The following is a 23,749-nucleotide window of genomic DNA, read 5'->3' as shown; positions in this document are numbered from 1 at the left end:
CGCGGCGAGCGAAGTCGAACCACCTGCGAGGATTCGGCCCTTCGGGCCAGCCTCACGCGCGAACGGCCGGGATCCCTCGAGCGACCGGGCGGGCGTCGAGGAATGGATCGTGCCGCCGTTTACCGAGGCAGCACCGGGTCGACTGCTTCCTGCTCGAGCAGGATCGGCTCGCGCCCGATCGCGTCGGCGACGCCGGGCCACCCCGCGCGTGTCGCCCAGCGCCGCATCGAGGCGAGCACGGCCGGCGTGGGCGTGCGAGCGTGCCGGCGGATCGCAGCGGGAATGTCCCCCGGGCTCATCAGCCATGGACGCAGGTCGAAGCCAGCGTCCCGCGCGGTTTCGGCGATCTTCGCGGCGATGCGCATGCCACCCTCGTCGATGTCGCCCCAGTGGTATACCGCGGCGTCCGCGCACAGGCCGCCGAGCAGGCGCCGATACGCCGCGCGCCACGTCGGCGACGGCATGCCTCCCGCGTAGAGCAGCAGCACCGGCGCATCGCCGCGCGCACGTGCGGCATCGTGGAAGCTGGCCGCGTTCTCGATGCTGAGCACATGCCGCGCGGGCGTGTCGATCGCGCGAACCGATTCAGCAGGCAAGCCCAGATACCGGCGTGGCAATGCGACACGCGAGCCGTCGTCGAGTTCGACCAGGCCGACGCCGGCGAGCAGCAACGGCAGCGGCTCCTTGCGCAGGCCGAGCGCGGCCCAGACCTGTTCCTTGTCGAGCCCGCTCGATGCCGGCTCGCCGTTGAGGAGGATGTCGAGCCACGGCGTCAACGCTTCGATGCGCTTGCTGTCGCCGAACAGGCGCACGCTTTCCCTGCGCAGGGTGCGCTCGCCGCGCGCCGCCTCGGGGTCGGCGAGCAGCGCATCGACCGCGAATGCGGCCGCGGCGAGGTCGTGGGCGGCTTCGGGCCCCTGCTTGCGCAACGTCGCGTCGCGTCGCCACAGCGCGAGGATTTCCGCGATGACGGGGAAGCGCGCGGTCCACGGCGCGAGCGTGGCGGCGGCACGGGCGCTGCGCTGCGCGACGGTGTCGACGCCGAGATGCCGTGCCAGCGCATCGACGTCGGCGACGACGAGGCGGAGCAGGGTCTCGCCGTCGCCGCGATGCCGGTCACGCTCGGCGACGATCGCACCGTCGCGTTCGGCCAGCGCGATGGCGGCATGGAATGCTTCGATCTCGCGCAGCGACTGCAAGGCCGCGTACTCGCGCGCGTCGCGCGCGCTCGCCATCGACAGCGCAGCGGGCGCGGCGTCGCCGCGCAGGCGCGCGCGCTCGGCGCGGCCGAGCAGGCGTGCGAGCACCGGCGCGGCCGGGTTCATGGCGCGGGTTGCTCGCACTCGATGCGTGCCGCTTCCTCGGCGAGCAGTTCGGGGTGGAGGTCGAACTGGTCGCTGAGCAGCAGTTCGCGTGCGGCGGGTTTCACCTCGATGCGCTCGGCCTGCAGCAGGTCGCCGTCGCGGAACAGTTCGATATAGCTGTCGAGCACGCCGCTGAGCGTGCCTTGCGCCGTGTCCGGCGCGGCGAGCACGAGCTGCAGGCCGAGCGAGCGCAGGTAATCGGTGGTCGCGCGCGCGTTCTGCGCGTCGATCTTGTCGCCGAACTCGTCGAGCAGGATCAGGCCAAGCCCGCCCGGCTGCGATTCGCTCTTGCCGTACGCGGCCGCGAGCGCGGCACCGGCGATCACGTAGAGCGGCGCGCGATGCTCGCCGCCCGAACCCGACCGCATGCGTTCGCTGAGCGTGCCGATCACGCGATCGTCCTGGCGGATCTGCACCTCGAAGCGGAAGAAGCGCCGATAGTCGTCGAGCGGTGAGGCGGCCGCGCGCGCGGCCACGTCGCCTTCCATGAGGTCGCGAAACGCCGGCGGCACTTCGCCCGCGTTGCCGAACAGGTTGTCCTCGCCGCCGACTTCGGCCGCGCGCTGGATGAAGCGGTGCAGGTCGCGGAAATCAGGCAGTACCTCGTAGTGGAACTGGTAGCGCTCGTTGTTGGAAAACGCCGGGCTGCCGCGCAGGGTGCGGTTGAGGGTTCCGATCTGCGCGCGCAACTTGCTGAAGTTGTCGAACAGGGTCGAGGCGACGTTCGCGCGGAAGGTCTCGACCGCGGTCGCGTAGGCCTGTTCGGCTTCGCCCTGGTATTGCACGAGTTCACTGTCGCGCAGGCGCGCCAGTTCGCGTTGCAGCAGGGCGCGCGCAGGGCGCCATTCGTCGGCGGCGAAGTCGAGCGCGAGCGCATGGTCCTTCGCGTACTGTTGCAGCGCGCTCCATGCCTCTGGCAGCACGCGCGCGAGCTGGTGGTCCGCGTCCTGCGCGCGTTCCTCGCAGCGGCGACGGCGCTCCTCGAGCATGTCGAACTTGCCGTCGAGCTCCGCGCGCTGGCGCTCGATGCGGTTCGGGTCGACGTCCGGATGCGCGAAGGCCTCGACCGCGCGGCGCGCGACGAGGTCTTCCTGCGCGCGCAGGCCGTCGAGCAGGCGTTGCGCGTCGGCGACAGCGCGTCCGGCCAATGCTTCTTCGCCGACCAGGCGTTCGACCGCGCGTTCGCTCTCGCCGGCGCGCTCGTGCAGCTCGCGCACGCGTTCGGCGAGGCGCAGCAGGTCCGGGTCGAGCGTCGCTTCGCGATCGTCGAGCGCGTTGCGGTAGCGCTGCGCCACCTGCTGGTGTTCCAGTGCGCGCTGGTGCAGTGCCCGTGCCGTGGCATCCGGATCGGCGAGCTGGGCGAGGCCGCGCTGGCAGTCGTCCGCCCGTCGCACTTCCGGCTCGAGGCGGCGCAGCTCCGCCTCGGCGGCATCGATGTCCTCGCGCAGCGCGCGTGCGCGCGCGCGGTTGTCGGTCGCACCGATCTTGAGGTCGGCCGCGACCGGCAGCCGCAGTCGTTCGATGCTGCCGCCCTTGGCGAGCACGCCGTCGCGGGTAAGGCCCTGGCGGCTGCGCACGAGTTCCGCTTCGGTATCGACGCAGCGCAGCTCGCCCAGCTGGCGGCGCAGGAACGCGAGCGCATCGGCGTCGTCGCCCGCGAGCAGGGCGGCGACGCTGTCGGGCGCAGGCGTCGACGCCTGGTTGGCGCGCGCCTGGCTCGCGAGCGCGAGCTTGACGCCGTACACCGAGCGGCCACCCTGCAGCGAGCGGTAGAGCTGCACCGCGCGCTCCTCGTGCTGCACCGGCACGAGCAATGCCTCGGTATTGCTGCGCAGGTAGGCCTCGATCGCCGGTTGCCAGGCGAGGTCCTTCACGCGCACGAGGTCGCATACCGGTTTCGCCTCGATGCCGGCATCGTGCAGGTAGCCCATGAGGCGCACGGCCTCGGGGTTGAGTTCCGCCTGGCCCGCGGCGAGGCGCTTGTGGTTCTGGCGCGCGGCGCGCAGCCGGTCCTGCGCCTTGTCCATCGCCGCGTGGCGTTCGCGCGCGTGACCGTCCACTGCCGCGACGATCGGCGCCGCGGCCGCGAGCGCCGCATGCGCCTGCGCATGCATGGTCTCGGGCGTCCATGGCAGCGGCGCGTCACCGGGCAGGGCGGCGAGCGCGTCGTACCACGCATCCCATGTCGCCTGCGCATTGGCGAGCATCGCGGCATCGATGGTCGGCAGGGCGAGCCTGCCGGCTTCGCGCAGGCGCTCGCGCACGAACACGATCTCGCGCAGCAGGTCTTTCTTGACCTGCGCGAGGCGTTCCTTGTCGCGCTCGGCGAGCGCGTCGAGCTGCGCCTGCTCGCCGTATCCATGGCTTCCCTGCAGGCGCGCATTGGCCTGGGCATGCTCGTCGCGCGCGAGGTCGCGCGCGCCGCGCGCCTCCTCCAGCGCGCGCCGCGTGGATGCGAAGCGATCTTCGGCGTCGCGCCGCGCGCCCTCCGCCTGCTCGACCTGCTCGGCGAGCAGGTCGCGCTCGTATTCGGCGGCGAGCGCACGGTAGGAAGCGGCGCGCACGGCTTGCGCGGCGATCTTCGCGTACTGCTGCTCGACGCCGTCGGCCGCGTCGATGCGCTGCTTCACCTGTTCGATCTTCTCCTTGATGTCGCGGAAGCTGTCGAGCAGGGCGCGGAAGCGCGCGACGTCGGTCGGCCGGTCCTCGGCGACCAGCGTGCGCACGAACAGGTCGACGTCTTCGACCCGTTGCAGGTTCAAGGCATTCTGGAACGCCTTGCGATAGGCATTGACGTCGGGGTGCGCGGATGGCGACGCGCGCAGGCGGAACAGCAGGTCCTTGACGAAACGCTCGCTCGACGCATGCGTTTCGAGGCCGCTGCCGGCGGCGCGGCAGCGGCTGGCGGCGAGCTCGCGGAAGCGCGCCCATTCGAGCGGCAGCTCGCGCCCTTTCACGCGCTCGACGTGGTCGTCGAGTTCGAGCGCGACGCCGGGCAGGATGTACAGGCCGTACTGCCGATGATCCGGCTCGTCCGCCGAAGCGCCGAGCGCGATGCCTGCGGTCAGCGGCAGGCCGCTCGCTTCGTCGCGGAACACGAGGCTGATGTAGGTCGTCGCGGTGCGGCGCTTGCGGCCGTCCTCGCCGCTGCGGTAGACGCCGAGGCAGTAGTCGCGGATGCTGCGCGCGCGGTGGCTGCCGCCTGCCTGTGCGTTGAAGCGGATGCGGCTGCGGTCGGCACCGAGCAGCACGATCTGCAGCGCGTCGAGCAAGGCGCTCTTGCCGGCACCGTTCGGCGCGATGATCGCGCTGGTCGGGTCGAAACGCAGCGTCTGCGCCTCGAACAGGAAGAACTGCACGAGGTGCACGCTCTCAAGCCGCTGCATCGTCGTCCTCCACGGCGTCTTCGGCGTCGTCGTCGTCGCGATTGTGCTGGTCGAGTCGCTGCAGCCACTGCTCGCCGGCGATCTCGACGATCGCCGGACGCACGCGCAGGTGGAACGGTTGCGGATCGTCGGGCTCGGATTCGACCAGTCTGCATACGCCCCAGCGCTTGAGCGTGCGCGCGAGGTCGCGCAGGTCGCCGACATCCGGCATCGCGCGCGAGGCCAGCGCCTGGTACGCCTCCTGCAGTTCGGGGAGCTCGACCACGACCTCGCCGTGTTCCTCGAGGCGGCCCTGCCGCGCCGCCTCGTCGTAGCGCTGGCGCAGCACGAGCACGAGCAGGGTTTCGGCGAGCGTCACCGGCGTGCCTTCGCCGTGCGTGGGCAGGGCGACGATGTAACGATAGTGCGCATTTCGCTCGAGGCGGATACCGAGCGGCTCGAGCGCGGAGACGAAGTCGCCGAAGTGATCCTCGACGATCGCGTAGGCCGTGCGCGCCATGCGGTCGTTCGCGTAGAGCACCTGTTCGACGACGAGGCGATAGGCGGCGCGCTCGAAGTCCTGCACCGTGTAGAGGCCGTTGGACATCTGGCTGAGGGTGTTCCAGCTGCGTTTCATGCAGTACTCCGCGAGGGCGTGGCGCTGCGCCGGACGATGAAGCGGGGCGCGCGCAACCAGCCGTTGTCGTGTGCCGTCCCCGGGTCGAGCAGTTCGACGCGGAAGCCGCGCAGCAGGCGGTTGAGCGGATCGTCGCGGCGCAGGCCGCCGATGCGGTGGCTGCGCAGCGCGAGGGTGAGCAGGGTCTGCCAGGCGCGCAGGTCCGCGATGGAGGCGATCGACAGTGCATCGGAACCGATCTCGCCGCTCGAGGCGAGATGGCGGCCGACGTAGCGCGCCATGTCCTCCGGCGTGACCAGGCGCGCGCGCTTCATGCGTCGCAGCAGGGACAGCCGCGCGAGTTGCTCGGGCGTCGGCTGCTGCATCGCGTTCGCGCTGCGCGCGATCGGTTGCGGCTTCTGGCGCGGCTGGCGCAGGCGCGTATCGTCCATGAGCGGGCCGGGTGCGACCGGCAGGCGCAGGGCGTCGGCGGGCGCCGCGAGGGCGCCGCGGCAGGCGCGGCGCAGCAGCACGTCGAGCTTGTCCGGTGCGCGCAGGCGGTAGTCGAGGAACGCGAGTGCGCGGCGGTTCGCCTGGCGCACGTCCTCGTCGAGGCGCCCGAGGTACTCGTCGATCCGCTCCAGCTCGCGCAGCCGGCGCAGGCTGCGCTGCAGGCGCAACTCGGCGCGCGCGGCGTCGTTCCCCACGAGATGCTCGCGGTACCAGGCGAGCACGCCGTCGCGCAGCCCCGTTCCTTCGATCTGCGCCGCCATCGCGAGGATCGCGCTGCGCCGCGCGAGCGGATGGTCGGTGCGGTGCAAGTCGGCATAGTCGCCGATGAAGAACTGCCCGACGTAGCGCTCGAACCACTGCCGCGCGAACTGCGCGGTCGTCTCGGCGCGGCTGAGTTCGGGCATGAGGTCGCGTACGGTCAGGCTCATCGACGACAGCGAAACGAGCAGCCGGCGCGCCTGGTCGGCCGCCTCGTCGAGTGCGTCGCCGCTCGCCTTGCCGTCGATCACCTGGCGCAACTGGCTCTCGATCGAACGCACCTTGGCGGCGACGAAGGTCGGGCCCTGTTCGCCGAACTCGATCAGCATCGACAGCAGCTGCGCGACCAGCCGCACCATCGTCACCATCTCGCGCGCGCCGATGCGGTCCTGGCGCAGCCAGCCGGCCGCGCGGAAGCGCTCGTAGATCATGTTCGCGCGCACGTTCAGGGGCGCGTCGGGCGCGTCGCCTTCCTCGCTTTCCCATGGATCGTCACTGAGCAGGTAACGCTCGATCGCCGCGGTGATCTCGCGGCGCGCGATGCCATGGCTCGGCGGCATCGGCGCGTCGGCGCCGAAGAACTCGTCGAACAGCCGGCACAGGATCAGCCAGTAGTGTTCCCGGTTGGGCGATGCGAGCGGGCCGAACAGGCCGGGTGGAACGAGCGAAAACAACGCCGGATGGTCCTTCTCCGTCATGCCGGGGACGTGGCTCCTGTGCGTGCGCCACGGCGGCGCAGGAGCGGTAGGCTACACGGTTTGCCGGCCGGATCGCGCGTCGCGGCCATTGCCCCGGCGAAACGCGTACACTGCGCGCCCGCCGTCGCGCGGCTCCACCCGATACCCGGCATGAACGCACCGACGCCTCCCGACGACGCGCGCAGGATCGCGGCCCTGCGCGCACGCGCCTCGCTGTACGCACTGGTCCGCGCGTTCTTCGCCGCGCGTGGCGTACTCGAGGTCGAGACGCCGATCCTCGGCGAAGCCGGCAACACCGAGCCGAACATCGAGAGCTTCAGTACCCTGTTCAGCGGTCCCGTCGACGCCGGCTTGCGCGAGCGCTGGCTGCGCACGTCGCCCGAGTTCCCGCTCAAGCGCCTGCTCGCCGCGGGGATCGGCGACTGCTACGAACTCGGTCGCGTGTTCCGCAACGGCGAAGCGGGCCGGCGCCACAATCCCGAGTTCACGATGCTCGAGTGGTATCGCGTCGCCTGGGACCACCGCCGCCTTGCCGAGGAGACGATCGAACTCGTGCAGGCCGCGCTGGCCACCACGCAGGGTAGCGTGGAGGTCGTCCGCTGTTCGTACCGGGACCTGTTCGTGCAAAGGCTCGGCGTCGATCCGTTCACTGCATCGATCGATGCGCTGCAGGCGGCGCTGGGTGACGTGCGCATCGACGGCGAGGGGCTTGCGCGCGACGACTGGCTCGACCTGCTGCTCACGCATCGCTTGCAGCCTTCGTTTCCGCGCGATCGCATCACCGTCGTGAACGACTTCCCGCCGAGCCAGGCGGCGCTGGCGAAGATCCGCGACGACGATCCGCCGGTGGCCGAGCGCTTCGAGCTGTACCTGGGCCCGTACGAACTCGCGAACGGTTACCACGAACTCACCGACGCGGCCGAACAGCGCGCGCGTTTCGAGCGCGACAATGCACGCCGGCGCGAGCGCGGCCAACGCGAAATCCCGGTCGACGAGCGCCTGCTGGCCGCCTTGCCGTCGATGCCCGCCTGCGCAGGCGTCGCCCTCGGCATCGAACGCCTGCTCATGTGCCTGGCGCGCACCGACGCGATCGCCGACGTGCTCGCCTTCCCGTTCGCCGACGCGTAGGGGCCAGGGCGGATCGAGCGCGCAGCGCGAGTCCCGCCGCGGCGTGCGGCAGCGTCGGACGTCTTTCAAGCCTGAAACAGGGAGCACACGGAGCCCCCGGCCGCGGCGCGAGCCGCGGCCGGGGCGCGGATCACCGCAATGCCAGTGCGCGCTCGCGGCGCTCCTGCACGCTCATGTCGGCCTGGTTCACGAGCCGGAGGTCGCGCAATTCCCACGGGGCGCCGAGCGCGACGGTGGCGGTGTCGTAGCGCAGTTCGAGCTGGCCATGGCCGGCCTCGAGCCAGGCGGCCGATTGCGCGAGCGCGGCCGGATGCAGCGCGCCGTCCTTGCCCGTGCCGTACAGCACGCCGCTGATGCCGTAGCGACTCGCGACGGTCGCCTGCACGCCGACCGCGAGTGCGATGCCGTTTGCGTCATCGCGCGTGACGCTACCGTCGAGGCGTGCGACGGGCAGGCTGACAGCGAAGGCGGTTTTCGCATCGCGCGGAATCGCGAGCTTGCCGGAGGCGACGCCGAAGGCGTGCACCTCCCACAACCCCGGTCCCCCCGCGTGGGCGACGTCGGGCGTCACGCTCGCGAGATAGCTGCCGTCGCGCTGGCGCACGAAGTCGATCGCCTGACTCGCGCCATCGGGCGCGCTGACGAGTCCGCCGAGCCGGGCGAGGCCGGCCGCGCCCTGCAGGTTGGCGCGGAAGCGCAGCGAATCGCCGCCGGCGATACCGTCACGGTCCGCCGCGAGTTCGAGCACGAGCGTGCTGGCCGGCTCGAACACGTGCACGAGGTAGCTGCCGCGTGCCGTCGGCACCGCGAGTTCGATGCTTCCGGCGGCGACATCGTCGGCGAGGCGGAGCACGGTGCTGCCCTGCGGCACGTCCATGCCGGCGGTGCGCATCGCCTCCGCATCGGCTGCGCTGCGCAACGCCGTCGCATGGTCGAGGCGGCGACCCGCGCTGCGCAGTTCGACGTCCGACGCCGCGATCGTCGCGCCGGCGTTGCCGCCGTGCGGACTCAGTCGCACGACGGCGCCCGGCGCGCTGAGGGCGAGGCGCACGCCGCGCTGCAGTTCATCCTGGCTCGCGTCGATCCAGTATTCACGGCTCTCGGCGACGTGCACGCGCGGTCGTGCATCGAGTGCTTGCGCGGGGTCGAGCGGCCAGGACAGCGCGACGGGCGCCCGGTCGAGGTGCGCCGTGTGGAGTCGCGCCGCTTTCACGGAGTCCAGGTGCGGCGGGACGAGGTCGTGTGGCGCGCGTGCGAGCAATTGCAGCGCTTCGCCTGCGACGGCGTGCGGCGCGAACACGCCGGCGGCGAGCGCGACGGCGACCATGAAGACGCAGTAACGGTGCTGTGCGATGGGCATGGTCGTGTCCTCAGAGGTCGTTGCGCAGGATGGTGTCGAGCCCGAAGCAGGCGCGCCGGCTCTGGTTGTGGCTGAGCGGTTCGCCACCCGCCATGCGCGCGGTGTCGTAGAACCACACACGTCCCGCAGCGGCCGCGCTGCTGCATTCGATGAAGCCGTCCGAGCAACTGTTCAGCCACGCCTGCGTGATCTCGAGGCCGACGTTGAGCGTGTAGCCGCCGCAGTAGCTGTCCGAATCCCACACGGCCGTTTCGACGTCGCTGCCGATCACGTCCCAGAAACCCTTCGGCAGCGCCGGGCGCCCGGACGTGCCGTAGAGGTTGTTCTGGTTGTAATAGGCCATCCAGCTCGTCTGCTGTTGGCGCACCGCGTCGCTCTGGTAGCCGAGCAGCCAGCCGACCGCGTTCTCGAACACGTTGCCGGCGATCACCGCGTTGGCGAGCGGCGTGCCCGCGCTCGACGGCGCGAGCGCGTTGACCCAGCGGATCCTGCTGATGATCGCCGGATAGCGGCTGTCATAGGTCGGGTTCGACATGATCCAGCGCATCACGTTGCCGCCGTTCGAATGCGTGATGACGACGAGATCGGTGATGCCGCGGCTGTTGATGAAGCTGGTCAGCTGGCCGGCGAGGCAGCCGGCCGCGCGGCTGTCCCACATGTACTGGTTGAAGTCGCAGTTGATGACGACGTAGTTGGCCTGGTTGACGAGGCCCTGGCGGACCGAATTGACCATCGCCGGTTGCCAGTAGTCGTTGTACGCATTGGTCTGGCTGCCGGTGCCGTGCACGAAGGCGACGCCAGTGGTGGCGGTGGCCGCGTGCACGGTCGTGGCGGCTGCGGCGAGCAGCAGCGCGAAAGCAGTACGTAGCATGTCCTCTCCCTCCCTGGCCGCGCGGCAGGGCGCGCGACCGTTTTCGGGCCCACGGCGTTTCGTGGCGGAACGCGTCCCTGCGGCCGTCGACGAAGCGGCCGGAGCATGAACGGAAAGCACGCGCCGAACGGGATCTCCCCATTCCGTACGGCCGCGTATTGACGAAGGTATCGTTGTGGAAACGGGACGTCAATTTGCGGGTGCAGCATCGGAGGGCCGAGGGCTGACGGCTGGAGGCCCAAGGGAAAGGGCCGGGGGCCGAGCGCTGAGGCCGCACGGGGCTTGGCGAAGCGGCGTCGCGGATTGGTCGCGCGAGCGCGTTCGCCTGACGGCGTTGCACGCGGGTGCTCGACCATGCCGTTCGCGCTGGGCGGGCCCGCGAGAACGAGTCGAAGCGCCCACGCGACAACCCGCGTGTGCCGCAACGCGGCCCTTCGACTCCGGCCTTCGGCCTGCGCTCGGTGCGAACGGATGAGAGGCTGCGACGCCGATCGCCGAGCGCGATGCGCCTCAGCCCTCGGCGCGCCCGCGCAGCGCCGCCCAGCAGATCACCGCCGCCAGCGCCGCGATGCCACCGGCAGCGAGGAATGCGGTGCGTCCACCATCGACGTGCCAGAGTGCGCCGGCGAGCCAGGCGCCGAGCACGCCACCGCCACCCGACGAGAAACCGTAGAACACGCCTTGCGCGTGCCCGTTCATGCGGCCGGGGAAGAAGCGGGCGAGCAGTTGCATGCAGGCGGCGAACAGCGCCGCGAAGTTGAGGGCGTGGGTCGCCTGGGCGAGCACCATCAGCGGCACGTTTTCCGGCAGCAGGGCGGTGACGCACCAGCGCAGTGCCGCGGACGCGAGTGCGACGAGCAGCACCGTGCGCGCGTCCCAGCGGCCGAAGATGCGCGCCGAGGCGAAGAACAATGCGATCTCGACCGCGACGCCGATCGCCCAGTACGCGCCGAGCGAAGACGGCCGGTAGCCGTGCTGTTCGAGGTAGATCGAGAAGAACGTGTAGTAGGGCCCGAACGACATCTGCGCGAGCAGGGTGACCGCGAAGAACGCGAGGACTTCGGGCCGCAACAGGCGCTCGCGGAAACCGCTGCCGTCGTCGGTCGCGGCGACCGCGGCCTGGCCGTAATCGTTGGCGAAGCTGCTCGCGAGCAGGCCGGCGAACAGGGGCAGCATGAGCCATGGCAGCCAGGTGATCGACACGTGGTCGAACGCGACGCCGAATCCGGCCACGACGGCGATGAAGCCGATCGAACCCCAGACGCGGATCGTGCCGTAGCGTTCGCTGCGCGGGCCGAGATGCGACAGCGTCAACGCCTCGTACTGCGGCATCACCGCGTTCCACGCGAAGCAGAACACCAGCATCGTCGCGAGCAGCCCACCGAACCCGAGCGGCAGCAGGAAAGGCAAGAAACTTGCGAGCGTGATCGCGCAGCCGATGCGCAACCAATGCACCGGCGTCGCCGAACGCGCCGCCAGCCAGCTCCAGCTGCTCGGCGCGACGATGCGCGTGCCGTACCAAAGGCTCATGAGCAGGCTGATCGCGGCGACGTCCTGGCCCCGCGCCTTGAGGAACAGGCTCCAGTACGGCGAGAACGCGCCGAGCGCGGCGTAGTAGGCGAGATAGAAGCTCGCGAGACGGCGCGCGGGAATGGGGTCGATGCTCATGCGGATCCTTCCGCGCCCGTGCAGCCGGCGCCGTGCGGCTTCAGAACTCGAGCTCCACGGCCGCGCACAGGTAGTCGATCATCGGCGCGATGCGCTTGTAGGCGTCGACGACGTGCGGCAGCAGTTCGTCCGAACAGGCGAGCGCGTCGTCGAACGGCTGCCCCGCGGCGTAGTTCTTGCGCTTGAGGTCCTCGACGAGTTCGTGCGCGGGGTCGACGCCGCGTGGCGGCCGCACGAGGCTCTCGCCGTAGAACTCGAACTGCTCGCGGAATGCCTTGCCGTGCGTCGCCTTCTTCCATGCCGCCGGATTGCCTTCGAGGAATTCGCGCACCTTCTTCAGGGTCGCCGGTTCCGGGTGCCAGATGCCACCTCCCGCGAAGCAATCCCCGGGCTGGATGTGCAGGTAGAACGACGGCGCCTCGATCTCGCGCCGGCGTTCGTGCGCGAAACGTGCACCGGCCCAGGTCTTGTACGGCGTCTTGTCGTTCGCGAAGCGCGTGTCGCGGTGGATGCGGAACAGCGAGCCGCCCTGCGCGCGTGGATCGGCGACGTAGCGCGGGCTGATCTTCGCCAGCGGTGCCTGCAGGTCGCCGATGAAGCGCAGGAACGGCTGGCGCAGCACGTCCTCGTAGCGCGACTTGTTCGCCGCGAACCAGGCGCGGTTGTTGTTGCGCGCGAGGTCGCGCAGGAACTTGAACGTCGCGGCGGAAAAGTAGGTCGTGGCCAAGGCGGCGAAGCGGGGCAGGCGGAAACCGCCATTGTAGGGCGTGCGGCGGTCGGGTGGCGCGCACTCAGAGTTCGCGGCCCCAGCGTTCGAGCGCATCGAGCAGTGGCACGTGCGCGGCCGGCAGGCCGGGCATCGCGCGCAGGCGTGCGATCGTCGCGAAATACTCCTCGCGCGTGAGCGCGGTCATCGGCGTCGCCGTGTCGAGCCGGCGGCGACGGAAGCCTTCCCAGCGCTCGTGTTCGATCGCATCGAGCGTTTCTGGCCAGTTGCGCGCGCGGTAGCGGAACAGCAGTTCGGGATAGCGCGGATCGCGGAACGGGAACGCGCGGGAACCGAGTTGCTCCGGCGGCGTCTGGCGCACGGCGCGGAACAGGCGCTTGTCCGCTTCCGATGGAAAACCTTCGTACAAGGCGAGCTCGGGATCGGTCGCCGCGGCCGGCGTGCGCACGGTTGCGAATACCCGCTGCAGCTTTTCGGCGAGGCCGTCGGCGGTGCGAAGCCGTGCGAGATGTGCCTGGGCGCGATCCGGGTCGAGCGCGATGCGCGCGAGGTCGACGCCCTTGAGCACGCCGAGCGGCGCGAGCGCGGGCGAGCGATTGGCGTGGATCGCCTTGAGCGGAATGCGTTCGACGCCTTCGGGCAGGTCCGCGCGCGGGGTGAATACGCGATCGGCGATCTCGTCGGATTCGAGTTCGAGCAGCGCGGACGGATCAGCCTCGAGGTCGTAGGCGATCACCGCGTTCGGTTGCGTCGGGTGCTGGGCGAGCGGCGCGATGATCGCGATGCAGCCGCGGCTGGCGGGATAGCGGGAAGACACGTGCAGCAAAGGCGTCATGCGCGGGACGTCGAGCAGCTCGAACGCGCGCTGCTTGCGCCGCAGCGCGAAGTAGAAGTCCCACAGGCGCGGCTGGCGCACGCGCAGCAGGCGGGCGAGGCCGATCAGCGCTTCCACGTCCGACACCGCATCGTGCGCGCGCGCCTGGGTGATGCGGTTGGCGCTGGCGAGGTGCTCGAGGCGGAAGCTCGGCGAGCCGTCTTCGCGGAGCGGCCATTCGATGCCGTCGGGGCGCAGCGCATAGCTCATGCGCGCGAGGTCGATGAGGTCCCAGCGCGAATTGCCGTCCTTCCACTCGCGTTCGTACGGATCGTGGAAATTGCGGTAGAGCAGGTTGCGCGTGAATTCGTCGTCGAAGCGCAGCGAGTTGTAGCCGACGTTGCAGGTGCCGGGTTCGGCCATCTGCTCGTTGACGCGCGCGGCGAACTCCGCCTCGATCACGCCGTCGCGCTGCATCTGCTGCGGCGTGATGCCGGTGATGAGGCAGGCCTCCGGATGCGGCAGCACGTCGCTCGCCGGGCGGCAGAAGAACGAAATCGGTTCGCCCACCGGCTCGAGGTCGAGCGTGGTGCGGATCGCGGCGAACTGGGCCGGGCGGTCGCGGCGCGGATCGGCGCCGGTGGTCTCGTAGTCGTGCCAGAGGAAGGTCTGCGTCATCGAGCGCAGCATAACGCAGGGTTTCCTCGCGCCGGGGCCTTGCTAGACTCTGCGATACGCCGCCAGGAACGACTGCATGCGAACCCCGGACGAGAACAACCTGATCTGGATCGACCTGGAGATGACCGGGCTCGATCCGGACACCGATTCGATCCTGGAGATCGCCACGGTCGTCACCGACAAGGATCTCAATGTCCTTGCCGAAGGCCCCGAGTTCGCGATCGGCCATCCGCTCGAGCGGCTCGAGGCGATGGACGACTGGAACCGCAACCAGCATCGCAAGTCGGGGCTCTGGCAGCGCGTGCTCGATTCGAACATCGACCTGGCGACGGCCGAAGCGTTGACGATGGAATTCCTCGTGCAGTGGGTGCCGCCGGGCAAATCGCCGATGTGCGGCAATTCGATCTGCCAGGATCGCCGCTTCCTGCATCGCCTGATGCCGCGGCTCGAGCGCTTCTTCCACTACCGCAACCTCGACGTCTCGACGATCAAGGAGCTGGCGCGCCGCTGGGCGCCGGAAGTCAGCCGCGGCTTCACCAAGGATTCGGCGCATACGGCGCTCAGCGACGTGCGCGATTCGATCGCGGAGCTGTACTACTACCGTCCGTTCATGGGACGCCTTGCAGGTACGCTCGAAGCACCCTGAGCAAGCGCCCGATGCCCGCGCCGAGCACGGCGGTCCCGACGGGACATGCTGGCGAAAAAGCGTGACGCGGAGCACAAGAACGGGTACTTTGCGCGCTGTCGCACTGGCCGAAATGGGGAGCCGGCGGCGGGTCTGGGGGTCGCCCTCGCGGCGACGGCGCAAAGCGCAACTTGGGGAAAATCGCGTGACGTGCACGTTCCGACGTTCGTTGTGGATGGCGGCCGCTGCCGCGTTCGTTTTCATTTCCGGCTTCGCGGCGGAACCCGCGCAGGCGAGGGCACGGCCCAAAGCCGTGTCGTCGGCCCCATTCGAATTCGTGACGCTGCCGGTAACCGACGAGCAGAAGGGCGTTGCACCCACGCGGCTTCCGTCATCGGCTGGCCCGCAGGTCGCGTACGCGCCGTCGTCACCGCTCGGCCAAGGGTTCGGCGGGGAGGTCGAACCGAACGGTACGAGCGCGACCGCGACGCCGCTTGCCGGCAACAACGTGGTCGTGCACGCGAATCTCACTCCGAACGGCGATGTCGACTTCTTCTCGTTCAACGCCAACGCGGGTGATCGCGTCTACGCGGCGCTGATGACCTCCGGCTCGGCCGGCAGCAGCACCGACAGCCAGCTGACCCTGCTCGCCTCGGATGGCACCACGACGATCGAATTCGACGACGACAACGGCACCTTCGCCGCGCTCTCCTCGTCGATCGCGGGAGCGACGATCCCGACCACCGGCACCTATTTTCTCAAGGTCAACGACTTCACCGCGGGCACGACGTCGGAGCGCGGCTATGACTTGCACCTGCGCGTGCAGAGCGGCGCGCCGACGCCGGAAGTGGAGGGCAACGACACGCCCGCGACCGCCACTCCGCTGCCGGCCAACGGCTGGGTCAGCGGCGCGCGCAATCCGGCCGCGGCGACCGAGCAGGACTGGTACAGCCTCAACCTCAATGCCGGCGACACCGTCTACCTTGCGCTCGATCTCGACCCCGAGCGCGATGGCGTCAGCTGGAACGGCCGCCTCGGCTTCGCGCTGTTCGGCGACGCCGGCAACCAGATCCTCGTCGTCGACGATGCCGGCACCGGCGACGTCACGCCGAACCCGAACATCCCATCGGAGGCGATGTTCTTCACGGTAAAGGACGCCGGCACGTACTTCGCGTTCGTCGATTCGGCCAGCGCGGCCGTCGGCGGGCCGACCGCGACCTATCACCTCAGCGTCACCGTGCACCCGCACGTCGACGAGGGCGTGAACTGCACGACGTACACGAGCACCGACGTGCCGAAGGCGATAGGGCCCGGCACGGGCCTCGTCAGCTCGACCATCACGATCCCGGGCAATCCGCGCATCGCCGACGTCGACGTCGCGATCAACCTCAATCACGCGGTGATGCAGGACGTCGATGCGCACCTGCGTTCGCCGGCCGGGAACGACATCGGCTTGTTCACCGACATCGGCGCGGCGGCGACCGGCGGCCAGCAGGTGATGGACGTCGTATTCGACGACGAAGCGGCGATCCCGCCCGCGTTCACCGTGTTTAAGGGCACCCAGCTCAAGCCCGAGAACAATTCTACGGCAGGCACGGCCAACGCGTCGGGCGCCTATCGCCTCGCTGCATTCGACGGCGAAAACGCGGGCGGTACCTGGACGCTCGACCTGCGCGACGACACCGCCGGCGCGAACGGCGGCACGCTCAACGCGTGGTCGCTGCGCGTCTGCGAAGCGCCGCCGCCACCGGCGTGCCGGCGGGATTCGCGGCGCAGACCGTGTATGGCACCGATTTCGAATCGGGCGCGGCGGGCTTCACGCATTCGGGCGCGCAGGACGAGTGGGAGCTCGGCCTTCCGGCGACCGCGGCGACGACGACGGCGAATCCGATCGCCGCCTTCAACACGTGCAACAGCGGCGTCAATTGCTGGAAGACCGACCTCGACAACACCTACGACGCGTCGTCGTCGCAGGACCTGCTGTCGCCGCCGATCGACCTGTCCGGCCTGTCTCCGCCGATCGTCGTGACCTGGGCGCAGCGCCACCAGATCGAAACCGCGAACTTCGACCATTACTTCGTCGACGCGCAGCAGGTCGGCGGCGCGACGCCGGTGCGCCTGTACGAATGGCTCGACCCGACGCCGATCAGCGCATCCGGGGGCACGGGCAATCCGCAGGTCAATATCGGTGGCAGCTACGGCTGGGGCGTCATTTCGCGCCGCGCCGACAGCCTCGCGGGGCTCAACGCCGAACTGCGCTTCCACCTCGACAGCGACACCACCGTGCAGTTCGCCGGTGCCGCGATCGACGACGTGAGCGTGACCGGTTGCCGCGCGCTGTCGTCGGACCTTTCGATCACCAAGACCGACGGCGTCGGCACGGCGACGCCGGGTGGAAGCGTGACCTACACGATCAACGCCGGCAATGCCGGCCCCGATGCGGTCAGCGGCGCGACCGTCGCCGACACGTTCCCGGCGATCAATACCTGCACCTGGACCTGCGTCGGCGCCGGCGGCGGCACCTGCACCGCTTCGGGCAGCGGCAACATCAACGATCCCGTCGACCTGCCGGTCGGCGGCAGCGTGACCTACACCGCGAGCTGCGCGATCAGCGCCTCGGCGACCGGCACGCTGAGCAACACGGCGACGGTCAGTTCCGCCGTGACGGATCCCGATCCCGCCAACAACAGCGCGACCGACACCGATACGCTCACGCCGAACGCGGACATCTCGATCACGAAGACCGACGGCGTGACGACGGCGACGCCGGGCGGCAGCGTGACCTACACGATCACTGCGTCCAACGCGGGGCCCAGCAATGCGCCCGGCAGCACCGTCGCCGACACGTTCCCGGCGAGCGAGACCTGCACCTGGACCTGCGTCGGCGCCGGTGGCGGCACCTGCACTGCGGCGGGCAGCGGCAACATCAACGACGTGACGAACCTGCCTGCGGGCGGCAGCGTCACGTACACGGCGAGCTGCGCGGTATCGGCCGCGGCGACGGGCACGCTCGGCAATACCGCGACTGCAGCGGCTCCGCCCGGCGTCACCGACCCGAATCCGACCAACAACAGCGCGACCGACACCGACACGCTGACGCCGAACGCGGACATCTCGATCACGAAGACCGACGGCGTGACGACGGCGACGCCGGGCGGCAGCGTGACCTACACGATCACGGCGTCCAATGCGGGCCCGAGCAATGCAAACGGCGCGACCGTCGCCGACACGTTCCCGGCCAGTGAAACCTGCACCTGGACCTGCGTCGGCGCGGGCGGCGGCACCTGTACCGCGTCGGGCAGCGGCAACGTCAACGACGTGACCAACCTGCCTGCAGGCGGCAGCGTCACCTACACCGCGTCATGCACGGTGTCGGCGGCCGCCAGCGGCACCCTCGCGAACACGGCGACCGTCACTGCGCCCGCCGGCACGACCGATCCGAATCCGGCGGACAACAGTGCGACGGATACCGACGCGCTCGTGGCCACGGCCGACGTCTCGATCACGAAGACCGACGGCGTCACCAGCGCGACCGCTGGCGGCAACGTGACGTACACGATCACCGCATCGAACGCGGGTCCGAGCAACGCGCCGGGCAGCACCGTCGCCGATACGTTCCCCGCGAGCGAAACCTGCACCTGGACCTGCGTCGGTGCGGGCGGCGGCACCTGCACCGCGGCGGGCAGCGGCAACATCGCCGACACGACGAACCTGCCGGCAGGCGGCAGCGTGACGTACACGGCGAGCTGCGCGATCTCCGCGTCGGCGACGGGCAGCCTCGTCAACACAGCCACCGTCACCGCGGGCAGCGCGACCGATCCCAACCCGGGCAACAACAGCGCCACCGACACCGACGCGCTTGGCGCCTCGGCCGACCTGTCGATCACCAAGACGGATGGCGTCACCAGCGTGACCGCGGGTGGCAGCGTGACCTATACGATCACGGCATCCAACGCCGGCCCGAGCAACGCGAGCGGTGCGACCGTCGCCGATACATTCCCCGCGGACGAAACCTGTACCTGGACCTGCGTCGGTGCGGGCGGCGGCACCTGCACCGCGGCGGGCAGCGGCAACATCGCCGACACGACGAACCTGCCGGTGGGCGGCAGCGTCACGTACACGGCCAGTTGCGCGGTGTCGGCGTCGGCAAGCGGCAGCCTGGGCAACACGGCGACGATCGCGGCGCCCGCCGGCACCACCGATACGAATCCGGCGAACAACAGCGCAACCGACGTCGACACGGTCAATCCGGCTGGTGCGGACGTCGGCGCGACGAAGGTGGTTTCCGGCGTGTTCGCGCCGGGCACGACGGTCACGTACGCGGTCGTTCTCACGAATGGTGGCGGCGCCCAGGGCGACAATCCGGGTGACGAGTTCACCGACGTGCTGCCGGCGGGCCTCGCGCTCGTTTCCGCCACCGCGACGGGCGGCACGGCGGTCGCGACGGTCGGCACGAACACGGTGACGTGGAACGGTGCGATCCCGGCGGGTGGCAGCGTGACGATCACGATCACCGCGACGATCGACGCCTCGGCGAGCGGCACGATCAGCAACCAGGGCACGGTGGCCTACGACAGCGACGCCAACGGCACCAACGATGCGGCGCGACCGACCGATGACCCGTCGCTGGGAGGTGCGAGCGATCCGACTTCGTTCGTCGTCGGCGGCAGCATCGCCGACCTGTCGATCACCAAGACCGACGGCGTCACGGGCGTCACGGCGGGTGGCAGCACGACTTACACGATCGTCGCCGCCAATGCGGGCCCGAGCGATGCGATCGGCGCGAGCGTCACCGACACGTTCCCGCTCGGCGAGACCTGCACGTGGACGTGCGCCGGCGCCGGCGGTGGCGCCTGCGCCGCCTCCGGCAGCGGCGACATCGCCGACACCGTGGACGTCCCCGCGGGCGGTAGCGTGACGTACACGGCGACCTGCGCGATCGCGGCGTCGGCGAGCGGCACGCTTGTCAACACCGCGAGCATCGCCGCACCCGCGGGTGCGACCGACCCGAATCCGGCCGACAACAGCGCGACCGACGTCGACAGCGTGACGCTCGTGCCGGGTGCGGCGGTGGCTGCGACGAAGACGGTCGCGGCCGGCAGCGGCGGATTCACGCCGGGCTCGACGGTGACCTACACGATCGTGCTCACGAATTCAGGTGCGGGCGCGCAAGGCGACAACCCGGGCAGCGAATTCACCGACACACTGCCGGCTGGCGTGGGCTATGTCGCGGCGACCGCGAGCAGCGGCACCGTCGGCTTCGGACCGGGGACGCTCGTGCACTGGGACGGCGCGATTCCCGCCGGCGGCAGCGTCACGATCACGATCACCGCGACCGTCGTCGCGACGAGCGGCACGGTCGTGAACCAGGGCTTCGTGTCGTACGACGGCGATGGTGACGGCAGCAACGAGAGTTCGGCCCCGACCGACGATCCGGCGGGCGCAGGCGCGGCCGATCCGACCGCGTTCGCGGTCGCCGCTGCACAGGGCGAGACGATGCCGGTACCGGCGCTCGATCGCTTCGCGATGCTGCTGCTGATCGGCGCGCTCTTCACGTTGGCCTGGCGTTCGCGTCGGCAGACGCGCGGATGAGCTTGCGCGCGACGATGTGACGATGGGTGGGCCGATGGCCCACCCGCGTCACGCGCGTTCGGCAGCGAGCGGGTGACGTCCCGGCACGCTGCCGTCATTCCCGCGGAAGCGGAAATCCCCAGGGACGAAGCATCCTGCGCACGAAAGCGCATGTCGTCCAGTGCACCGGCCGTCAATGGAAATCGCGCGAGGCGAACGCGAGTTCCGGCAGCAGCATGCTGTAGTCGTGCAGTCGCCTGGCGATCAGGTGGTGCACGCCGTCGCTCGCTTCGAGCACGCCGTCCACGGCCATCACCGTCGCCTCGAGCAGCACGCGGTGCTGGCGTTCGGCGAGCGCGCGCCAGACGACGACGTTGACGATGCCGGTCTCGTCCTCGAGCGTGACGAAGGTGACGCCTTTCGCCGTGCCCGGATGCTGGCGCACGGTCACCAGCCCGGCGCACCGCAGGCTGCGGCCGCGGTTCACCGCATCCAGGGTGATCCGCGCGGGCGACACGCGACGGCGCGACAGTTCGGCGCGCACGAGGGCGAGCGGATGCCCGTCCAGTGACAATCCGAGCGTGGCATAGTCGGTCAGCACGTCCTCGCGCACCGAAGGCTCGCGCAGTTCGACCGCTTGTTCCTGCAATGCCGCCGCCGCGAGCACAGGCAGCGGTATCTCGGCACCGGCGCTGTCCCAGCGCGCACGGTAGCGGTGCCCGCTGAGCGACTGCAGCGCGCCTGCGTCGGCGAGCCGCGCCCGTTCCGCCGCCGTGACCGCTGCCCGCCGCGTCATGTCGTCGACGTCGGCGAACGCTCTTTGCCGGCGTGCAGCGACGAGACGTGCGGCGAGTCCTTCGGACATGCCGCGCACCTGGCGGAAGCCGAGGCGCAGCGCGATCGGGTCCATGCCGTGCACCACGGCTGCGGCGGGTAGCGGTACGAGCGTGCAGTCCCACTCGCTCGCGGCGACGTCGACCGGCAGTACGCGCACGCCGTGCGCGCGCGCATCCTGGATCAGCTGCGAGGGCTGGTAGAACCCCATCGGTTGCGAGTTGAGCAAGGCGCAAGTGAACGCGGCCGGGTGATGGCACTTGAGCCATGACGAAGCCCAGGCGAGCAGGGCGAAACTCGCTGCGTGCGATTCCGGGAAACCGTATTCGCCGAACCCCTGGATCTGCTGGAAGATGCGCTCGAAATACGCTTCCTCGTAGCCGCGCTCGATCATGCCGTCGCGGATGCGATCGTGGAAATGGCCGAGGCCGCCACGGCGCTTCCAGGCCGCCATCGCACGGCGCAACTGGTCGGCTTCGCCGGGCGTGAAGCCGGCGACGACCTGGATGAGCTTCATCACCTGTTCCTGGAAGATCGGCACGCCGAGCGTGCGCTCGAGCGCATCGCGCACTTTCGAGCCACCGCTGCCGCTCTCGCGCTCGAAGCGCGACTGCGGGTAGTCGATCGGTTCGAGTCCCTTGCGGCGGCGCAGGTACGGATGGACCATGTCGCCCTGGATCGGGCCTGGCCGGACGATTGCGACTTCGACGACGAGGTCGTAGAACGTGCGCGGCTGCAGTCGCGGCAGCATCGACATCTGCGCTCGCGACTCGATCTGGAACACGCCGATCGTGTCGGCGCGGCAGATCATGTCGTATACCGCATCGATGTGCCCGTCGCCCCGGTCCTCGCCTTGCGGGATGTCGTGCAATGCGGGCCGCGCGCCGTGGTACGGATGTCGCCACAAACCGTGCCGGTGCAACAGGTCGAGGCATTTGCGGATGCAGGTGAGCATGCCGAGCGCGAGCACGTCGACCTTGAGCAGGCGCATTTCCTCCAGATCATCCTTGTCCCACTGGATGATCGTGCGCTCGGGCATCGCCGCGTTCTCGACCGGCACGAGGTGGTGCAGCGGTCGTTCCGAGATCACGAAGCCGCCGACATGCTGCGACAGGTGGCGCGGGAAGCCGCGCAATTCGGCGGCGAGCGTGAAAAGTTTCCGCAATACGGGGCTCGACGGGTCGAAACCCTGCTCGCGCAGCACGGTTTCGAACGGCTGGCCGCTGCGCACGCGCGAGAACATCCCGCCGAGGGCGTCGATCTGGTCATCCGGCACGCCGAGCGCGCGGCCGACGTCCCGGATCGCGCTCTTGCTGCGATAGCTGATCACGGTCGCGGCGAGCGCGGCGCGTTCGCGACCGTATTTGCCGAAGATGTGCTGGATCACTTCCTCGCGGCGCTCGTGCTCGAAGTCGACGTCGATGTCCGGAGGCTCGTTGCGCTCCTCGGAAAGGAAGCGCTCGAACAGCAGGTTGCCGTTGTCGGGATTCACCGCGGTAATGCCGAGGCAATAGCAGACGGCCGAATTGGCGGAAGAGCCGCGGCCCTGACACAGGATCGGCGGCTCCTGCGCACGCGCCCACGAGACGATTTCCTCCACGGTGAGGAAGAAATGCTCGTAGCGGAGCTTTTCGATGAGCGCGAGCTCCTTCTCGACCTGGATGCGCACGGCCTCCGGTATCCGTTGCGGCCAGTGCCTGGCGGCGCCTTGCCAGGTGAGCGCGCGCAGGTGGGTGATCGCGTCGAGGCCTTCCGGCACGAGTTCACGCGGGTAGCGGTAGTTGAGCTTGCGCAGGTCGAGCTTGCAGCGCGCGGCGATGCGCAGCGTTTCGGCGAGCATCCCGGCAGGGTAGAGGGTGGCGAGATCATCGATGCGGCGCAGATGCCGCTCGCCATTCGGGAACAAGGCATGGCCGGCCTCGGCCACGGTGCAGCCGAGGCGGATCGCGGTCATCACGTCCTGCAGTGCGCGTCGGCGGCGCACGTGCATGTGCACGCCGCCGGCCGCTACGGGCGTGAGCGCATGGCGCTCGGCGAGCGCGCGCAACTGTTCGAAGCGCGCATCATCGCCGTTGCCGCGATGCCGTTCGATCGCGAGCCAGGCGCGTCCGGCGAACCGGCGCGCGACCCAGGCGGCGTGATCATCGTCGTTCGCCGCGTCGCCAGGTACCCACAGCACGAGCACGCCGTCGCCCAGGCGTTCGGCGTCGGCGCGCGCCAGCCGGTATTCACCCTTCGCGCTGCAGCGCCGCCCGGTCGTGATCAGCCGGCACAGGTCCGAATAACCGTCTTCGTTCGCCGCGAGCAGGACCATGCGCGGCCCGTCCTCGAGCTGCACTTCGCTGCCGACGACGAGCCGGACGCCGGATTCTTCCGCCGCCTGCAACGCCCGCACGATGCCGGCGAGGGAGCATTCATCGGTGATCGCGAGCGCGGCATAGCCGAGTTTCCGCGCGCGTTCGAACAATTCGATCGCGCTCGATGCGCCGCGTTGGAACGAGAAGTTCGACAGGCAGTGGAGCTCGGCGTAGCGCGGTTGCGCCGGCATCGTCGCCGGCGGGATGTCGCCGCCGGCGGCTGGGCGATCGGCGGTCGCCGCATCGGCATTGCCGCCCGGCGAGCGGCGACGCAGCTTGTGCAGACCGCTGCGCGGATCGTC

The 23,749-nt window shown here is 69.9% G+C and carries 14 protein-coding genes; 4 read left to right on the top strand and 10 right to left on the bottom strand.

The window, feature by feature from the left end:
• Positions 1 to 119: 119 nt before the first annotated feature.
• Genes EV148_RS11610 through EV148_RS11595 form a run of 4 tightly spaced genes read right to left on the bottom strand, consistent with a single transcriptional unit; the run spans position 120 to position 6,814 of the window.
• Positions 120 to 1,325 carry a Wadjet anti-phage system protein JetD domain-containing protein gene (locus EV148_RS11610; protein WP_131998338.1) on the bottom strand — a complete coding sequence of 402 codons (1,206 nt, stop codon included), beginning with the start codon at positions 1,323 to 1,325 and terminating at the stop codon, positions 120 to 122.
• Positions 1,322 to 4,750, bottom strand: coding sequence for an SbcC/MukB-like Walker B domain-containing protein (locus EV148_RS11605; protein ID WP_131998335.1), 3,429 nt, complete (start codon positions 4,748 to 4,750; stop codon positions 1,322 to 1,324). The genes EV148_RS11610 and EV148_RS11605 overlap by 4 nt, the downstream gene beginning before the upstream one ends.
• The gene (locus tag EV148_RS11600) at positions 4,737 to 5,366 is read right to left on the bottom strand and encodes a DUF4194 domain-containing protein (protein WP_131998332.1); all 630 of its coding nucleotides are present in this window, start codon (positions 5,364 to 5,366) and stop codon (positions 4,737 to 4,739) included. Before EV148_RS11600 ends, EV148_RS11605 begins: the two co-directional genes overlap by 14 nt.
• On the bottom strand, positions 5,363 to 6,814 hold the full coding sequence (locus EV148_RS11595) for a Wadjet anti-phage system protein JetA family protein (RefSeq protein WP_131998329.1): 1,452 nt from the start codon (positions 6,812 to 6,814) through the stop codon (positions 5,363 to 5,365). The genes EV148_RS11600 and EV148_RS11595 overlap by 4 nt, the downstream gene beginning before the upstream one ends.
• 150 nt (positions 6,815 to 6,964) lie before the next feature.
• Here EV148_RS11595 and epmA point away from each other — a divergent pair, with 150 nt between their 5' ends.
• A complete protein-coding gene (epmA, locus tag EV148_RS11590) occupies positions 6,965 to 7,942 on the top strand; it encodes an EF-P lysine aminoacylase EpmA (protein ID WP_131998326.1) in 978 nt (325 codons plus the stop codon).
• A gap of 130 nt (positions 7,943 to 8,072) precedes the next feature.
• On the opposite strand, the gene EV148_RS11585 is transcribed toward epmA, so the two are convergent.
• From EV148_RS11585 to sbcB, 5 genes are all read right to left on the bottom strand, one after another.
• On the bottom strand, positions 8,073 to 9,302 hold the full coding sequence (locus EV148_RS11585) for a DUF4785 domain-containing protein (RefSeq protein ID WP_131998323.1): 1,230 nt from the start codon (positions 9,300 to 9,302) through the stop codon (positions 8,073 to 8,075).
• A 10-nt stretch (positions 9,303 to 9,312) separates the two neighbouring features.
• On the bottom strand, positions 9,313 to 10,173 hold the full coding sequence (locus EV148_RS11580) for a hypothetical protein (protein WP_131998320.1): 861 nt from the start codon (positions 10,171 to 10,173) through the stop codon (positions 9,313 to 9,315).
• 510 nt (positions 10,174 to 10,683) lie between these two features.
• Positions 10,684 to 11,841: an MFS transporter gene (locus EV148_RS11575; protein ID WP_131998317.1), complete on the bottom strand. Its 1,158-nt coding sequence runs from the start codon at positions 11,839 to 11,841 to the stop codon at positions 10,684 to 10,686.
• 40 nt (positions 11,842 to 11,881) lie between these two features.
• Positions 11,882 to 12,568: a DUF2461 domain-containing protein gene (locus tag EV148_RS11570; protein WP_131998314.1), complete on the bottom strand. Its 687-nt coding sequence runs from the start codon at positions 12,566 to 12,568 to the stop codon at positions 11,882 to 11,884.
• Between the two features lie 64 nt (positions 12,569 to 12,632).
• A complete protein-coding gene (gene sbcB, locus EV148_RS11565) occupies positions 12,633 to 14,072 on the bottom strand; it encodes an exodeoxyribonuclease I (protein WP_241988066.1) in 1,440 nt (479 codons plus the stop codon).
• Between the two features lie 64 nt (positions 14,073 to 14,136).
• Here sbcB and orn point away from each other — a divergent pair, with 64 nt between their 5' ends.
• The 3 genes from orn to EV148_RS18925 all read left to right on the top strand — a co-directional run bounded on the left by orn (position 14,137) and on the right by EV148_RS18925 (position 20,277).
• A complete protein-coding gene (gene orn, locus EV148_RS11560) occupies positions 14,137 to 14,706 on the top strand; it encodes an oligoribonuclease (RefSeq protein ID WP_131998311.1) in 570 nt (189 codons plus the stop codon).
• Between the two features lie 292 nt (positions 14,707 to 14,998).
• Positions 14,999 to 16,714 carry a proprotein convertase P-domain-containing protein gene (locus tag EV148_RS11555; RefSeq protein WP_158287440.1) on the top strand — a complete coding sequence of 572 codons (1,716 nt, stop codon included), beginning with the start codon at positions 14,999 to 15,001 and terminating at the stop codon, positions 16,712 to 16,714.
• Positions 16,711 to 20,277, top strand: a complete 3,567-nt coding sequence (locus EV148_RS18925) for a beta strand repeat-containing protein (RefSeq protein ID WP_310734980.1) — start codon at positions 16,711 to 16,713, stop codon at positions 20,275 to 20,277. Before EV148_RS11555 ends, EV148_RS18925 begins: the two co-directional genes overlap by 4 nt.
• Before the next feature lie 172 nt (positions 20,278 to 20,449).
• On the opposite strand, the gene EV148_RS11545 is transcribed toward EV148_RS18925, so the two are convergent.
• Positions 20,450 to 23,638, bottom strand: a complete 3,189-nt coding sequence (locus tag EV148_RS11545; protein ID WP_131998749.1) for an error-prone DNA polymerase — start codon at positions 23,636 to 23,638, stop codon at positions 20,450 to 20,452.
• Between the last annotated feature and the right edge of the window lie 111 nt (positions 23,639 to 23,749).

This window comes from Dokdonella fugitiva, from assembly GCF_004342425.1.
Classification (GTDB): Bacteria; Pseudomonadota; Gammaproteobacteria; order Xanthomonadales; family Rhodanobacteraceae; genus Dokdonella_A; species Dokdonella_A fugitiva.
Note: the sequence above shows the minus strand (reverse complement) of the source record. Positions and strands in the feature narration are given on the sequence as shown.

Excerpts from the sequence above, each read along its gene's own strand:
- EV148_RS11575 (WP_131998317.1), bottom strand. The coding sequence starts at position 11,841 with ATGAGCATCGACCCCATTCCCGCGCGCCGTCTCGCGAGCTTCTATCTC.
- EV148_RS11610 (WP_131998338.1), bottom strand. The coding sequence starts at position 1,325 with ATGAACCCGGCCGCGCCGGTGCTCGCACGCCTGCTCGGCCGCGCCGAG.
- epmA (WP_131998326.1), top strand. The coding sequence starts at position 6,965 with ATGAACGCACCGACGCCTCCCGACGACGCGCGCAGGATCGCGGCCCTG.
- EV148_RS11585 (WP_131998323.1), bottom strand. The coding sequence starts at position 9,302 with ATGCCCATCGCACAGCACCGTTACTGCGTCTTCATGGTCGCCGTCGCG.
- EV148_RS11600 (WP_131998332.1), bottom strand. The coding sequence starts at position 5,366 with ATGAAACGCAGCTGGAACACCCTCAGCCAGATGTCCAACGGCCTCTAC.
- sbcB (WP_241988066.1), bottom strand. The coding sequence starts at position 14,072 with ATGCTGCGCTCGATGACGCAGACCTTCCTCTGGCACGACTACGAGACC.
- EV148_RS11595 (WP_131998329.1), bottom strand. The coding sequence starts at position 6,814 with ATGACGGAGAAGGACCATCCGGCGTTGTTTTCGCTCGTTCCACCCGGC.
- EV148_RS11545 (WP_131998749.1), bottom strand. The coding sequence starts at position 23,638 with ATGCCGGCGCAACCGCGCTACGCCGAGCTCCACTGCCTGTCGAACTTC.
- EV148_RS11605 (WP_131998335.1), bottom strand. The coding sequence starts at position 4,750 with ATGCAGCGGCTTGAGAGCGTGCACCTCGTGCAGTTCTTCCTGTTCGAG.
- EV148_RS11580 (WP_131998320.1), bottom strand. The coding sequence starts at position 10,173 with ATGCTACGTACTGCTTTCGCGCTGCTGCTCGCCGCAGCCGCCACGACC.
- orn (WP_131998311.1), top strand. The coding sequence starts at position 14,137 with ATGCGAACCCCGGACGAGAACAACCTGATCTGGATCGACCTGGAGATG.